This window comes from Rhizomicrobium palustre (assembly GCF_011761565.1).
Taxonomy (GTDB): Bacteria; Pseudomonadota; Alphaproteobacteria; order Micropepsales; family Micropepsaceae; genus Rhizomicrobium; species Rhizomicrobium palustre.
In genome coordinates, this window is record NZ_JAASRM010000001.1 from 3,048,029 (window position 1) to 3,062,949 (window position 14,921).

At 60.8% G+C, this 14,921-nt stretch carries 13 protein-coding genes and 1 pseudogene; 4 read left to right on the forward strand and 10 right to left on the reverse strand.

The window, feature by feature from the left end; all coding sequences use genetic code 11:
* Positions 1 to 211 precede the first annotated feature (211 nt).
* A complete protein-coding gene (locus FHS83_RS13505; protein ID WP_167083471.1) occupies positions 212 to 3,940 on the reverse strand; it encodes a vitamin B12-dependent ribonucleotide reductase in 3,729 nt (1,242 codons plus the stop codon).
* Positions 3,941 to 4,419: 479 nt separating this feature from the next.
* Here FHS83_RS13505 and FHS83_RS13510 point away from each other — a divergent pair, with 479 nt between their 5' ends.
* From FHS83_RS13510 to FHS83_RS19925, 3 genes and pseudogenes are all read left to right on the forward strand, one after another.
* Positions 4,420 to 4,800, forward strand: a complete 381-nt coding sequence (locus FHS83_RS13510; protein ID WP_167083472.1) for an NADH:ubiquinone oxidoreductase subunit NDUFA12 — start codon at positions 4,420 to 4,422, stop codon at positions 4,798 to 4,800.
* 11 nt (positions 4,801 to 4,811) lie between these two features.
* The gene (locus FHS83_RS13515; RefSeq protein ID WP_167083473.1) at positions 4,812 to 5,297 is read left to right on the forward strand and encodes an MlaD family protein; all 486 of its coding nucleotides are present in this window, start codon (positions 4,812 to 4,814) and stop codon (positions 5,295 to 5,297) included.
* 226 nt (positions 5,298 to 5,523) lie between these two features.
* Positions 5,524 to 5,715 (forward strand): annotated as a pseudogene (locus FHS83_RS19925) (DUF2155 domain-containing protein); the annotation flags it as partial.
* A gap of 35 nt (positions 5,716 to 5,750) precedes the next feature.
* Here FHS83_RS19925 and aat read toward each other — a convergent pair.
* From aat to aroQ, 9 genes are all read right to left on the reverse strand, one after another.
* Positions 5,751 to 6,497, reverse strand: coding sequence for a leucyl/phenylalanyl-tRNA--protein transferase (gene aat, locus FHS83_RS19470; protein WP_167083474.1), 747 nt, complete (start codon positions 6,495 to 6,497; stop codon positions 5,751 to 5,753).
* A 46-nt stretch (positions 6,498 to 6,543) separates the two neighbouring features.
* On the reverse strand, positions 6,544 to 7,134 hold the full coding sequence (locus FHS83_RS13530) for an HAAS signaling domain-containing protein (RefSeq protein ID WP_167083475.1): 591 nt from the start codon (positions 7,132 to 7,134) through the stop codon (positions 6,544 to 6,546).
* Positions 7,131 to 7,466: a PadR family transcriptional regulator gene (locus tag FHS83_RS13535; RefSeq protein ID WP_167083476.1), complete on the reverse strand. Its 336-nt coding sequence runs from the start codon at positions 7,464 to 7,466 to the stop codon at positions 7,131 to 7,133. Before FHS83_RS13535 ends, FHS83_RS13530 begins: the two co-directional genes overlap by 4 nt.
* Before the next feature lie 99 nt (positions 7,467 to 7,565).
* Positions 7,566 to 8,837 (reverse strand): sugar MFS transporter, encoded by a 1,272-nt coding sequence (locus tag FHS83_RS13540; protein ID WP_167083477.1) that lies wholly within the window; start codon positions 8,835 to 8,837, stop codon positions 7,566 to 7,568.
* 24 nt (positions 8,838 to 8,861) lie between these two features.
* Positions 8,862 to 10,091 carry a sugar MFS transporter gene (locus FHS83_RS13545; RefSeq protein WP_167083478.1) on the reverse strand — a complete coding sequence of 410 codons (1,230 nt, stop codon included), beginning with the start codon at positions 10,089 to 10,091 and terminating at the stop codon, positions 8,862 to 8,864.
* Positions 10,092 to 10,147: 56 nt separating this feature from the next.
* The gene (locus tag FHS83_RS13550; RefSeq protein WP_167083479.1) at positions 10,148 to 11,341 is read right to left on the reverse strand and encodes a sugar MFS transporter; all 1,194 of its coding nucleotides are present in this window, start codon (positions 11,339 to 11,341) and stop codon (positions 10,148 to 10,150) included.
* A gap of 185 nt (positions 11,342 to 11,526) precedes the next feature.
* Positions 11,527 to 12,876 carry an acetyl-CoA carboxylase biotin carboxylase subunit gene (gene accC / locus FHS83_RS13555; protein WP_167083480.1) on the reverse strand — a complete coding sequence of 450 codons (1,350 nt, stop codon included), beginning with the start codon at positions 12,874 to 12,876 and terminating at the stop codon, positions 11,527 to 11,529.
* The gene (gene accB, locus FHS83_RS13560; protein ID WP_167083481.1) at positions 12,876 to 13,322 is read right to left on the reverse strand and encodes an acetyl-CoA carboxylase biotin carboxyl carrier protein; all 447 of its coding nucleotides are present in this window, start codon (positions 13,320 to 13,322) and stop codon (positions 12,876 to 12,878) included. The genes accC and accB overlap by 1 nt, the downstream gene beginning before the upstream one ends.
* A gap of 56 nt (positions 13,323 to 13,378) precedes the next feature.
* Complete coding sequence (aroQ, locus tag FHS83_RS13565) at positions 13,379 to 13,843, reverse strand: type II 3-dehydroquinate dehydratase (protein WP_167083482.1); 465 nt, start codon at positions 13,841 to 13,843, stop codon at positions 13,379 to 13,381.
* 81 nt (positions 13,844 to 13,924) lie between these two features.
* Here aroQ and thiS point away from each other — a divergent pair, with 81 nt between their 5' ends.
* Positions 13,925 to 14,914 carry a sulfur carrier protein ThiS gene (gene thiS, locus FHS83_RS13570; protein ID WP_167083483.1) on the forward strand — a complete coding sequence of 330 codons (990 nt, stop codon included), beginning with the start codon at positions 13,925 to 13,927 and terminating at the stop codon, positions 14,912 to 14,914.
* Positions 14,915 to 14,921: the final 7 nt, after the last annotated feature.

Genomic DNA, 14,921 nt, shown 5'->3' on the forward strand with positions numbered 1-14,921 from the left:
ACCTCCCCCTTGCGGGGAGGTCGAAATGCGAAGCATTTCGGGTGGGGGGAAGCGGTTGAGGCACATCCCAGCTGCTTTCCCCCACCCGAAAAATCGTTCGCTGCGCGCCCAATTTTTCGACCTCCCCGCTAGGGGGAGGTGAAAGAGCCAAAACAAAAAGAGCCGGATTTCTCCGGCCCCTTTCGTCACTTCGCTCAGGAGAAGCGTCGTCTTAGCTGCAGCCGCTGGTCGAGCCGCAGGTGTTGCACTTCATGCACGTCCCGTTGCGCACCAGGGTGAAATTCCCGCAAGTGCCGCAAGCATCGCCTTCATAGCCCTTCATGCGGGCTTCGGCGCGGCGCGCATGAATGTCTGATCCAGGCTTGCCCAAGGAGACCACCGGGGAGGCTTCGGCCACCGCCGCGATAGAGGCTTCCACGCTGGAGGCGATTTCCGAAAGATCGACCGTCGCCATCTCCACGAAATCCTCATGGTCGTGATCGTGGTCATGATCATGTTCGTGGTCATGTTCATGCGTGGCTTCCATCTTCACCGCGGCCGCGGCGGCACCGCCGCGCACCACGCCGAGGCGATGCACATTGGCGCGGACATAACCGGCCGAGGTGGTACGGCTGATGGCGGGCTGCGCCTTCTGGCCTTCCGCGACACCGCCGCCAAGGTCTTCATCATGATGCGGCGGCACATGGGCGAGGTCGTTGCGGCCGAGATAGGAAACCGCCAACTCGCGGAAGATGTAGTCGAGAACGCTGGTGGCGTTCTTGATGGAGTCGTTGCCGATCACCATGCCCGCCGGTTCGAAGCGGGTGAAGGTGAAGGCGTCGACGAATTCTTCCAGCGGCACGCCATATTGCAGGCCGATCGAGATCGCGATGGCGAAATTGTTCATCAGGCTGCGGAAAGCGGCGCCTTCCTTATGCATGTCGATGAAGATTTCGCCGGGACGGCCGTCTTCATATTCGCCGGTGCGCAGATAGACCTTGTGACCGCCGACGACGGCTTTCTGGGTATAGCCCTTGCGGCGGGCGGGCAGGGTCTCGCGTTCGCGGGCGCGGATGACCTTTTCCACCAGCTTCTCGACGATGCGCTCGGTCACCACCGTGGTGCGCTGGGCAACCGGGGCGGCGATCAAAGCTTCGCGCTTATCCTCTTCTTCCTCATCTTCGTCATCAAAGTCGAAGACCTGGCTGGCGAGCGGCTGCGAAAGCTTGGAGCCATCGCGATAAAGCGCATTGGCTTTCAGGCCCAGCTTCCAGGAGAGGAGATAGGCCTCGCCGCATTCGCGCACGCTGGCGCTGTTGGCCATGTTGATGGTCTTGGAGATGGCGCCCGAGATGAAGGGCTGCACCGCCGCCATCATGCGGATATGGGCTTCCACCGAGAGGAGGCGCTTGCCGATACGTCCGCAGGCATTGGCGCAATCGAAGACGGGCAGGTGATCGGCCTTGAGATGCGGCGCGCCTTCCAGCGTCATCGCTCCGCAGACATGCAGATTGGCGGCATCGACATCGGCTTTGCCGAAGCCGAGCGTCTTCAGCATGTCGAAATCGGGGCTCGCCAGCACCTCTTCGGAGATCTTCAGCGTCTCGACGCAGAAGGCTTCGCCCAGCGTCCATTTGTTGAAGACGAAGCGGATGTCGAAGGCCGATTCCAGAGAGGCTTCGATCTTGGCGATCTCTTCCACGCCAAAGCCCTTGGCTTTCAGGGCTTCGTAGTTGAGGGCGCCGGTATAGCCGTCCAGCGTGCCATGGCCGACCGCATAGGCGACGATATCGTCGATCTGGCGCTGGTCATAGCCAAGCGTGCGCAGGGCTTCGGGAACGCAGCGGTTGATGATCTTGAAATAGCCGCCGCCCGCGAGCTTCTTGAACTTCACCAGCGCGAAATCAGGTTCGACGCCGGTGGTGTCGCAATCCATCACCAAGCCGATGGTGCCGGTCGGCGCGATCACGCTCGCCTGCGCATTGCGGAAACCATAGCGCTCGCCGACCGTCAGGGCATCATCCCAAGACTGTTTGGCGGCGCGGATGAGCTCGTTCTGCTGAATGGCGGCAAGATCCAGCGGCACCGGATTGGTGGAGAGCTGTTCATAGCCTGTCACCTCGCCATAGGCGGCGCGGCGATGGTTGCGGATGACGCGCAGCATTTCGGTGGCATTGGCGCGGTATTCGGGGAAGGGCCCGATCTCGCTCGCCATCTGGGCGCTGGTCAAATAGGAGGTGCCGGTCATCAGCGCGGTGATGGCGCCCGCAATGGCGCGGCCTTCGCGGCTGTCATAGGGGATACCGGCGCTCATCAGATAGCCGCCGATATTGGCAAAGCCCAGACCCAGCGTGCGGTAGTCGTAAGAGCGCTGCGCGATCTCCTTGGAGGGGAACTGCGCCATCATCACCGAAATTTCGAGCACGATGGTCCAGAGCTTGACGGCATGCTGGAAGGCGGCGACGTCGAATACCTTGCGGCCGTTCTCTTCGGCGCGGAACATCATCAGGTTCAGCGAGGCGAGGTTGCAGGCCGTGTCGTCCAGGAACATGTATTCCGAGCACGGGTTGGAGGCGCGGATATCGCCGCCAGCCGGGCAGGTGTGCCAGTCATTGATGGTGGTGTGGAACTGAATCCCCGGATCGGCGCAGGCCCAGGCCGCGTTGGAAATCTTCTCCCACAGCTCGCGGGCGCGGATGGTCTTCACCACTTTGCCGTCGCGGCGGGCGGTCAGATACCACTCTTCGTCGTTCAAGACCGCGGAGAGGAATTCATCGGTGACGCGCACCGAATTGTTCGAGTTCTGGCCCGAGACCGAGAGATAGGCTTCCGAATCCCAATCGGTGTCATAGGTCTTGAAGTCGATATCCTTATAGCCCTGCTTGGCGAAGGAGATAACGCGCTCGATGTAATTGTCGGGGATCATCGCCTTGCGCGCGGCTTTGATCTCGCGGCGAAGGGCAGGGTTCTTTTTGGGATCGAAGCAATCATCGCCCGAGCCCTGGCAGTTCACCGCCGCCTTCATCACCGCTTTCAGATGCTTTTCGGCGAGCTTGGAACCGGCCACCATGGCGGCGACCTTCTGCTCTTCGATCACCTTCCATTCGATGAAGGCTTCGATATCGGGATGGTCGACATCTACGATCACCATCTTGGCGGCGCGCCGGGTGGTGCCGCCCGATTTGATGGCGCCCGCAGCGCGGTCACCGATCTTCAGGAAGCTCATCAGGCCGCTGGATTTGCCGCCGCCGGAAAGCTTTTCGTTTTCGCCGCGCACGGCAGAGAAGTTCGTGCCCGTGCCCGAGCCATATTTGAAGAGGCGCGCTTCACGGGTCCAAAGGTCCATGATGCCGCCATCGTTGACGAGATCGTCCTGGACCGACTGGATGAAGCAGGCATGGGGCTGCGGATGCTCATAAGCGGTGCGCGAGCGTTCCAGGCGGCCGGTGTTGGGGTTCACATAATAATGGCCCTGGCTGGGGCCATCGATGCCATAGGCCCAATGCAGGCCGGTGTTGAACCATTGCGGGCTGTTGGGGGCCGCCATCTGGGCGGCGAACATGTAGCAAAGCTCGTCGTAGAAGGCCTTGGCGTCGGCCTCATCGTCAAAGTAATTGCCCTTCCAGCCCCAATAGGTCCAGGTGCCGGCCATGCGGTGGAAGACTTCCTTGGCCGAGGTTTCGCCGCGCGTCTCGCCGCTGTCCGGTGTCTGGCGCCACAGCCATTCCGGCACGCCTTCTTCCGGCACGGGTTTCAGGGCGACGGGCACGCCCGCTTTGCGGAAATACTTCTGGGCCAAGACATCGGACGCCACCTGGCTCCAATGCTCAGGCACTTCGATATCGGTCTGACGGAAGACGATGGAGCCATCCGGGTTGCGGATTTCCGAGGTCGCCGTGCGGAAGGCGATGCCGTCGTAAGGGGAGTGGGCTTCTTTGGTGTAGTGACGATGAATACGCATGATCCCCTCGACATTCCGCGAAATGTGCCCGCCTCGAACGCTCCCGGCAGCAAAAAGGGGACAGCTTTCCCATCCGCGGGACTTCAGCTTGGTCAAACTGAGCCCCGGCGGGGAGATTTCGGTGTGTCCGCCAGATTTGGTGTCGCGAGCGGCGACGTGGGCCAAGTATTGAATGGGTCTTCCCGGACAGGCAAGGGATAAGTGGTAAACGCGGCTGTGGACACTATATCTGGTGGGACCGTCTGCCGCGAAAAAGCCGCGAGTCAAGCGGGTGTGCTAAATTGCGCAGAAAATATATTTGCATTCGGCTGCGCACAGGCACCGGTTACCCTGTTGGTGGGTTGTGGACAGTCGCCTAACTGACCGGCTTCTGTCATGGCTGTGTCGTCAATTTAGCGGCCTGATTTCGTCAGGCTTTGCTTGGCCCGGGCGGTGCGGGTCCCTATATTCCCCACGAATCCACGTCCCATGAGTCGCTGATGAAGTTCCTTTGGATGATCTTTTCCTGGTGGCACGGCGCCACCATCGGCACGCTCCTCAACACCTGGTTCCGCGGCGTGGCCGTGGGGGCAGATGGTTTTGGCAACCGCTATTACCAATCCAAGGACGGCAAGCGCCGTTGGGTCATTTATAAGCACACGGTGGAAGGCTCCTTCGTGCCGCCGGAATGGCACATCTGGCTGCATCACACCGTCGATGAACCGCCCGCGGCGGATCTTAAAAAGAAATCATGGGAGAAGGACTATTTGCCGAATTTGAGCGGCACCGCAGGAGCGTATCATCCCCGCGGTAGTTTGGCCGCCGAGGGCGTGCGTCAGTCCGCGACCGGCGATTATGAAGCCTGGAGTCCCAATGCGTAACGAGCCCTCCTATGCATAACGAAACTGTCGAGACTTTGATTGGCGCCGTGGTGATCGTCATCGCGGTGGTGTTTGTGATCTTCACCTATCAGACCACCGGCTCGGCCCGCATGGACGGCTACGAGCTGACGGCAAAGATGGTCCGTGTGGATGGTTTGGCGGCGGGCACCGATGTGCGGCTCGGCGGGGTCAAGGTCGGCACGATTAAGGCTCTGACGCTCAATCCCGACTACATGATCACCATCCATATGGACATCAACGGCAATGTGAAGGTGCCGGACGACTCCTCGCTGGTGGTGACCTCTTCGGGCCTGCTTTCGGGCTCTTACCTGTCGATCCAGCCGGGCGGCTCCGACAAGATGCTGGCCGCGGGCGGGCAGATCAAGAACACTCAGGGCGCCATCGACATGATGGGCCTGCTGAATAAGTTCGTGAATTCCAGCTCGGGCAGCAGCTCTGGCAATTCCAGTGCCGCACCCGCGCCAAGCCAGCCGTAACGCCATGAAAAAGACCGTGGCCCTCGTTCTTGCCTCTGTTGCCCTGGCAGGCGTTGCTGCCGCCTTGGCCCAGAACGATCCTCAGCCCGGTCAAGCTGTTTCGCCGCCCGCCGCGGCGCCGTCAGCCGATACTCCCGCGCCGCTGCCGACAGAAGCGGTGGCGCCGCCCACCACGCCGGTGGGCCCGCCGCCCAACGCGGTGCTGGAACTGCGCGCCCTCGACAAGATGACCGGCAAGGCTTCGGTCATTAACGCGCCGCTGAATAAGCCGGTGAAATTCGCCACCCTCACGATTACGGCGCGCACCTGCTATTCCACCCCGCCGAGCGAAACGCCAGAAACCAGCGCCTTCCTGCAGATCGATGACGACCGGCCGGATCAATCCCACCGCCGCGCCTTTTCGGGCTGGATGTACGCGTCTTCGCCGGGCCTCAATGCCCTGCAGCACCCGCTCTACGATGTGTGGGTGATCAGCTGCATGACCAAGTCGCCGGGCCAGCTCCCGTCGGTGGTCGCCTCCGCACCGGTCAAGGCGGTGTCGCCCAATGCGGGCGCCAATGAAGCCATGCCCACATTGCCTGAAGATGCCGGCCAGTAAGATTTCGGCCAGATCGCTGGTGTCGCCAGCGCGGTGTTGAGCAGCGCCAGATAGCGCGCGCGCGGAATTTCGATGGCGCCGAGGCTCGCCAGATGCGGAGTAATGAACTGGGTGTCGAGCAGGGCGAAGCCGCCAGCCCTCAGCCGCGCCACGAGATGGACGAGGGCGACCTTCGAAGAATCCGTGACGAAGCTGAACATGCTCTCACCGAAAAACGCGCCGCCAAGTTTCACGCCATAAAGGCCGCCGACGAGTTCGCCATCAAGCCGTGTCTCCACCGAATGGGCATGACCTGAGGCGTACAGCGCGGTGTAGAGTTCCAGGATCTCATCATTGATCCAGGTTTCCTCGCGCCCCTCTTTAGGCGTGGCGCAAGCCTCCATCACTTTGCGGAATTCCGTATCCACCGTGACCGTGAACCGGTCCGAGCGGATGGTGCGGGCGAGCCGCTTGGAAACATGTAAGCCGTCGAGCGGGAAGATCCCGCGCATATCCGGCGATATCCAGAACAGGGAGGGATCGTCCCGGCTTTCCGCCATCGGGAATAGCCCCTCGGCATAGGCGCGGAGCACGATCTCTGGCGTGATTTTCGGCGCGTGCATCACGCCATCATAGCCGAGGGCCCCCGCAGATGTCAGCGGCGCTCCTTCAAATGCGCGATAGCATCCTGGTCTTACGCAGCAGCACGCGGCCGCCGAGGCGGGTGAGGGCGCGCGCGGCCAGGAAACTTCCGACCGCGCACAGAAGGCTGATCGGCATGATCCAATAGCCGAGCAACTCATGGCCAACCGGGGACTTGTCTAGGATCGCGAAGGCGAACATATGCGGGCCCACCCAAAATCCGGTCTGTTCCGGCAGGATGGGTTTGGCCACCACCACCGCCGCGAAGCCGATCGACAGCAGGAATAAGAAGAGCGCGGCAAATCCAAGCGCGGCAGCGGCAAGGCTGCGTCCGGCGCGCTCCAGGATGGTCACCAGCAATATGCTATGGGTCGAGTGTACCACCGCCTGTTCCAGCCGCGCCTGATCAAGATAGGCGGCGGCGAGTTCCAAGGGATCGCCAAGACTTTCCAGCGCTTCGTCGGCGGGGGCGCCGGTCTGGGCGCTGCGATCCTCGATATGGCTTTTGATCTCGGCGAGAATGGCGCTGCGCTCTTCGGATGGAACGCTCGTAAGCGCCCGCGAGAGGGTGGCGATATAGGCTTTCACCTTATCATTTGTGAGAGCGAGTTCAGTCATGGGGTGTTCTCCACCACACCGGTCATGGCGGTGCGGAATGCGATCCAGGCCTCTTTCATGGCGGCGATGGTTTTCTCGCCCTCAGCGGTGAGGCTGTAATATTTGCGCGGATGGGCGGCGTCGTCTGTGACCCAGCGGGCCATCAGCTTGCCGTCCTTTTCCAACCGGTTGAGGAGGGGATAAAGCGCCCCGTCGGCGACGATGTCGCCTTGCCGGTTGGCTTCGGTCAGGATTTGCAGGCCGTAGCATTCGCCGCGCGCCACCACGGACAAAACCACCAATTCGGCGGCGCCTTTGCGAAGTTGCGAGAGCCAGGGTGCGATGTCGATCATGGGAACAATCTATCGCACGATGTCTTGCTATGCAAGATATAATGTTATGATGTTTTGCGGAGGCGGGCTGTGCCTCCGGCATGGCTTAGAAAGAGGCGGCTAATTCCGGCGGTTATCCGGGAACACGACTTCGATGGACGGATCGCCTTCCGGCGCTTCCCTGCCGGCGTTGCGCTTGGCGATGGTCACGGCATAGGCGAAGACGATCGCTGCCCCGGCGGCTGCGACCAAGAGAACATGCGGCGTGCTCAGATCCACTAAGAACCGGGCCGCGACCGCACCCAAAGCACCTGCCATGGCGATGGGGGCCACAGCGAGCTTGATCCGCTCGCCCAAGCCGTTCACGGCGAGGGCGAGGATGCTCGGCCAAGCGGGGCCTGCGAAGAAGCACATTGCAAGGCTGGCGACAGCCGCCGCCCCAGGGCCAAAAATCGCGCCCGTTAGCGCGGCCAGCACGCTGCACGCCGCGAAGATCTCCAAGACGCGCTCCGGGCTCATCGCCCACATCAAGCCAGTGGCGCAGAGCCGCCCTAAGCCGAAAAGCACAAGACAGAAGACAAAGACCTCGGAGAGTTCACCGTGCGATAATTCCTCGAAGGCCAAGGCAAAGCTCTTATCCGCGGCTTTCCAGGCGAGCGCCATAGAGAGGATATTGGCGAATTGGGCCGCCATCGCGAAGCCATAGAGCGGGTTGCGCAGAAGGTCGCTGAACTCGGTGCCGATCGAGGTGGGGCGGCGATAGCTTTTCCGCGCGACCGGAAAGCGCGCATGTTCCACCGCGCCGCTCAAGACCAGAACGCTCACCCCCAAAAGAATATAAGGATGGGCGATGGAATAGCGTGCCGCCTCTTTGGGCAGGGCAAGATCGGAGTCGATCAGCCAGCGCGCGGTGAAAATGCCCACCAGCGAGCCGATGGGATAAGCTGCTTGGGCCAGATTGAGCCGCCGCACAGCGGTCCGGCTGCTGCCCAGCTCCATCACCATGGGATTGACCGAAATCTCCAGCATGATCCAGCCATAGGCCAGAAGCATCGTGGCGAAGAGGAAGAAGTCGAAGCCTTGAGTCTCGGCGGCGGGATAAAAGGTGAAGGCGCCGATGCAGATGCAGCCAAGCCCGATCAGGATCGTCGGCTTGAAGCCAAAGGCGCGGGCGGTCAGGGCGGCCGGAATGGCACCCAGGATATAGACGATCTGATAGGCGCTGTCGGTGAGCGGGCGGCGCAGGCCGGTCAAGGCGAAGACCTGCGCGAATTGCGGCATCAGGGTTTCATAGAAACGATGGCCAACGCCCCACAAGGTCACCAGGACCATCATGAGCGCGAAGGCGGCCCATTGACGGCGGTCAGGAAGGGTATGGTTTGGATCGCCCACCCAGGTCCCCTGTCAGGAAATAACCTAGCGTTGTTTGATTAGCGAATTACCCTTCGTGCGGCAAGCATAGAGCGCGAAAAGAGCCATAAACAGGCTCGCGGCGGCGACCACGGCGAAGTTAAGACGCATCGTGTCCCCTAAAAGGAAGTGGAGGGGCCGCAAGACCAAGCCGCCCAGCGCGCCACCTGTGGCCACCAGACCGGTGATGGTTTTCATCTCCACCCCGCGTCCTTCGAGCGCCATGCCCAAAATGGTGGGCCAAGTGATGGAGAGTAAAAAGCTTAAGGCGAAGCCCGCCACACCTTGCGCTGTACCTTGGCTGAGTGCGGCGAGGACTGCGGCGAGGACGGCCAGCGCCATAAAGCCGCCGAGCACGCGGGTGGGGCGCAGTTTCCACATCAGGGCGGTGCCGGCGAAACGTCCCAGCGCGAAGAGGATCATGCTGGCCATGAAGCTATGGGTGGCGAACCAGCAATCCTGCGGCAGGATGTAGCCAAAGCGCATGGGCGAGGACCACAAGGCGCCCATACCAATCACACTGGCGGCTTCAGCCAGGATGGCGAAAAGGATGAGCTTGTTCTTCAGAAGGCGCGCCGCTTCGGTGAAGATTGCGGCATAGCCCGGGGCACGTTCGCGCGCCACGGCGGGAAATTCGTTTTCCTCGATCAGAAATGCGCCGATCAGCACGAAGCCGCCGACCACGATATAGGGATGGGCGATAGCAAGATGAGCGCCTGCTTGGGGCAGCACGATGCCTTGGCGGGTGATCCAGTTGCTCGCGAAAATTCCGATGATGGCGCCGAGGGGATAAAGGCACTGCGCCAGATTCAAGCGGAAGACGCCCCGCTCGGGACTGCCAAAGGCGACAAACAATGGATTGGCTGCGGTCTCGAGCGCGACCCAGCCGATCGCGGTGGTGAGTACGGCAGCGAGGAGCAAGGAAAAGGCTTTGGTTTCGGCTGCGGGATAAAAGGTGAAGGCCCCGGCCGCGACACAGCCCATGCCCAAAAGGATCGCCGCTTTATAGCCGAAACGCCGCGCGTAAATGGCCGCCGGAATGGCGCCTATAAGATAGACGAAGCTGTAAATACTCTCGGCCGCCATGCGCTGCAGAGGCGAAAGCTGCAGCACCCCCACGAACAGCGGCATCATCCCATCATATAGCCGGTGCCCCACGCCCCAAACCGCCACCAGACTGGCGGTTAAGAGAAAGGCGATGACATACCGCTTGGGGGCTGCCGCGATTCCGGACACGGGAAAATGCTCGGATGTTACGTAGGGAAGCTTACCTGTCCCGCTTTAAGGAAACGCTACTGTGGGCGTAGTCGTCTCTGGCGGAGGTGTTTGGCTGTGCTGCAGCTTAATGCAAAGCGGGTGATCACCACACTACACAGCGCCATCAGCACCAGCCGCAGGCCATCTGGCACCGCGACAGGCGATTCATAGGTCCATCCCAGAGCGATGCCGCCCGCAGCTCCGGCTGTGCTCAAAAGGCCGCCTGCGATTTTCATGCGGCTGCCTTGGCCCGCAAGGGTGAGACCAATCACGGTGGGCCAGCAGATCGCCAGAGGCAAATTGAGGAAGAGCACCAGAACGGCGCGGGTCGATCCGCTACACAGGCTCGCGGCGATCACCAGCGGGGTTGCTACCACCATGGCGAAAGCGAGCAGGTTGGCCGGGCGATAGCGGAACATCAAAAGGCAGCCGCCAATCCGCCCCGCGCCGTAGAGAAGCATCGAAATGAGCAGGCCGTTGCTGCCGAAATGGCCGACGTTGGTGACGCCCAGCGCCGTGGCGCCCTCCGATGCGAAGCCCGTGATGCTTCCGAGCATGAAGATGCAGCAAGCCTGGGCGGTAAGGGCGCGTTGAAAGCCGGGGTTGGCGAGCAGGCTTTTGATTTCGCCACTGATGCCTTTGAAGCTTTGGCAGCGCGCGCTCGCCGCAACCGGAAAGCTGATTTCCTCCACGGCGAAGGCCAAAATAAATCCAACCCCGCCCACCAGAATATAGGGATGGGCGATGGCCATGGCGTCTCCCGCATGGGGCAGGGTGAGGTGCCAGCTTTGAATCCAATACCCCGCGCCAATACCGATGATCGCCCCCAAGGGATAAAAGCACTGCATCAGGTTGAGGCGCCGGACCGCGGTTTTCTCCGGCCCCATTTCCAGAATGAGCGGGTTGGTCGCGTTTTCGAGCACCACCCAGCCCGCCAAGAGAAAACTCACCGCCATGGCATAGGTGTTGAAAGAGGCCATCTCAGCAGCGGGATAAAGGGTGAAGCTGCCGGCCATCAGGCAGCCCAGGCTTAAGAGAATGGCGGCCTTATAGCCGAATTGCCTGGCATAGATTGCGGCGGGGACAGGCAGGAAAAAATAAAAGAGATCGAAGATGTTCGCGATGACATCCCCGCGCCAGCCGTTCAGCGAAAAGTGGTCTTTGAATTCGGGGGTAAGTGAACTGAATAGATAATGACCGCATCCCCACAGAAAGGTGAGGCAGAGCATCAGCGCGAAGGCGCCTCGGTGCTGAGCACGATTTGGCTCCGCGTGGTGCACAAAAAACCCCATCAATAAGCGGGGGCATCATCGTCTACGTATGTAAACGCTATACTAATGATCCGTACACGGCGATCAAAGAGTCACAGCAACTACAAGTAAACAAACCGTGCAAAAAGCCGAAAAGGCGGGGATTAACCCGCCTTCTTCTTCGCCAGATATTTTTCCAGCCAATGAATGTTGTAGTCGCCGTTGATGATGTCCGGCTCTTTGAGCAAGGCCTGGAAGAGGGGAATGGTGGTTTCGATCCCATCCACCACCAGCTCGTCGAGCGAGCGGCGCAGGCGCATCAGGCATTCGTTGCGGTTACGGCCATGCACGATCAGCTTGCCCGTCAGGCTGTCGTAATAGGGCGGGATTTTGTAGCCCGCATAGATATGGCTGTCGAAGCGCACGCCCAAGCCGCCCGGCATATGGAACTGTTTGATGGTTCCGGGTGAGGGCTGGAAGGTGAAGGGATTTTCTGCATTGATGCGGCACTCGATGGCATGGCCCGAGAAGGTGATGTCTTCCTGGTTGATGCCAAGCGGGGAGCCCGCCGCGATGCGAATTTGTTCGCGCACCAAATCGATACCAGTGATGGCTTCCGAAACCGGATGCTCCACCTGCAGGCGGGTGTTCATTTCGATGAAATAGAACTTGCCGTCCTCATAGAGGAACTCGATCGTGCCCGCGCCGAGATAACCGAGCTTTTCAAGGGCGCGGGTAACGACGCCGCCGATCTCGTCGCGCTGGCTGTCATTGAGGGCCGGGCTGCCGGCTTCTTCCCACACCTTCTGGTGACGGCGCTGCAGAGAACAGTCACGCACACCGAGATGGACGACCTTGCCGAAGCTGTCGCCGATGACCTGCACTTCGATATGGCGCGGGGTCTGGAGATACTTCTCCATATAAACCGCGTCATTGCCGAAAGCAGCCTTGGCTTCGGATTTGGCGGTGGAGAGCGCAAAGGAGAGTTCATCGCGGTTCAGCGCCACTTTCATGCCGCGTCCGCCGCCGCCCGCCGTCGCCTTGATCAGCACGGGAAAGCCCATGCCCTCAGCGATCTCGATGGCGTGTTCTTCGTTTTCGATCGCGCCTTCCGAACCTGGCACGGTCGGAATACCCACCTCTTTCACCGTCTGTTTGGCGGTGATCTTGTCGCCCATGATGCGGATATGCTCCGGCTTCGGGCCGATGAAGGTGAGGTTATGCTCGCCAACGATTTCCGCGAAACGGGCATTCTCGGAGAGAAAGCCATAGCCGGGATGGATGGCTTGCGCGCCGGTGATTTCCGCCGCCGCAATCAGCGCCGGGATATTGAGATAAGACTGCGCCGTCGCGGGCGGACCGATACAGACGCTTTCATCGGCCAGACGCACATGCATGGCGTCGGCATCAGCCGTGGAATGGACTGCCACAGTGGCAATGCCCATTTCCTTACAGGCCCGGTGAATACGAAGCGCGATCTCGCCGCGATTGGCGATGAGGATTTTTTCAAACATTATGCAAGGACGACCAGGGTCTGACCGAATTCGACCGGTTCACCGTTGGCGACGCAGACTTCGGTGATGGTCCCGGATTTGGGGGATTGGATCGGGTTCATGGTCTTCATGGCTTCCACGATCATCAGCGTGTCGCCTTCCTTGACCTTGTCACCCACCTTGACGAAAGGCGGCTTGCCCGGCTCGGGCGCCACATAGACGGTACCGACCATGGGGGAGGGCACAGCGCCAGCGGGCGGGCCTTTGGGCTTGGCCGCTTCAGCGGGGGCGGCAGCGGCAGGGGCCGCGGCCACGGGGGCAGCCGCCGGGGCGGCCATATAGGAGCCGACCACCTGGCGCGCCACGCGCAAACGCGAGCCGCCCTGTTCGACTTCGATTTCTGTCAGCCCGGTCTCGGTGAGCAATTCGGCAAGTTCACGGATCACGGAAGAATCAATGCTGGGCATACTTTTCCCCTTCCCGAGCGGGAGGCGCCCCCCGATGGACTTAACATCCTTCATATTCATATGGCGGCCTCTTCGATCAGGGACGCAACGGCGTCCACGGCAAGCAGATAACTATTGGCACCGAACCCGACGATCACACCCGATGCGACGGGAGAGATATAGGAGTGATGGCGAAATTCCTCACGCGCAAAGGTATTCGATAGATGTACCTCGACGATGGGGCAGGAAAGAGCCCTTAAAGCGTCGTGGATGGCAATCGACGTATGCGTGTAGGCACCGGCATTGATGATGATGCCGGCCGCAGCCTCCCGCGCCTCATGAATCCATTCGACCAGCTCGCCTTCATGGTTGGACTGGCTGAAAACCACGTCATAGCCATGGCTTTGGGCCCGCGCGGCGGTCATATCGCCGATATCGGACAAAGTGGTGCGGCCATATACGTCCGGCTCTCTCGTCCCCAAGAGGTTGAGATTGGGCCCATTGAGGACATATATCGCCTTGGCCCTGGACTTCTTGGCCACGAAAATGGCTCCGTTACGAGTTCGGATTCGCCTTATAATCGCCAATCGGGGCGGCGCAAACACCAATCAGGATCAGGCGTTATGGCTGTTACAGTGACGATTAACGGAGAAGCCCGCGAACTGAACGGTCCGGTCAGCGTGGCAGCTCTGCTAACAGATATGGGACTCGACCCCGCCAAAATTGCGGTCGAACGCAATTTGGAAGTGGTTCCCAAGTCCCAATACCACGAAATCACGGTGAATGGGGGAGATCGCCTCGAAATCGTGCATTTCATCGGCGGCGGCGATGACGCCCGCCCTGTGGATAAACCGTTGATAATTGCCGGGCGGACCTTCAAGTCGCGCCTTATTATCGGGACAGGGAAGTACAAGACCTATGCCCAGAACGCCGCGGCGCTGAAAGCCTCGGGCGCCGAGATGGTGACGGTGGCCGTGCGTCGGGTGAATCTGACGGATAATTCATCTGAGAAGCTGGTCGATTTCATCGATCCCAAGGAATACGTCTACCTGCCCAACACGGCGGGCTGCTTCACGGCGGAGGACGCCATGCGCACCCTTCGCCTGGCGCGCGAGGCGGGCGGCTGGACTCTGGTGAAGCTGGAGGTCCTGGGGGACAAGAAGACCCTTTACCCCAACATGATCGAAACCCTGCGCGCCACCGAACTCCTCATCAAAGAGGGTTTCCAGGTGATGGTCTATTGCAGCGACGATCCTTTGATGGCCAAGCGCCTTGAGGAACTCGGCGCCTGCGCGATCATGCCTTTGGCCGCGCCCATCGGGTCGGGCCTCGGGGTGCAGAACCCTGTCGGCATACGGATGATTATTGAAGAGGCGAAGGTGCCGGTGATCGTCGATGCCGGTGTCGGCACGGCCTCGGATGCGGCGATTGCCATGGAGCTGGGCTGCGACGGCGTTCTGATGAACACCGCCATCGCCGAAGCCAAGGACCCGGTGCTGATGGCTGCCGCGATGCGCCATGCGGTGGAAGCGGGGCGCCTTGCGTATCTCGCCGGCCGCATGCCCAAAAAGCGCTACGCCGATCCCTCGAGCCCGATTGCGGGGTTGATTTAGCCTCCAA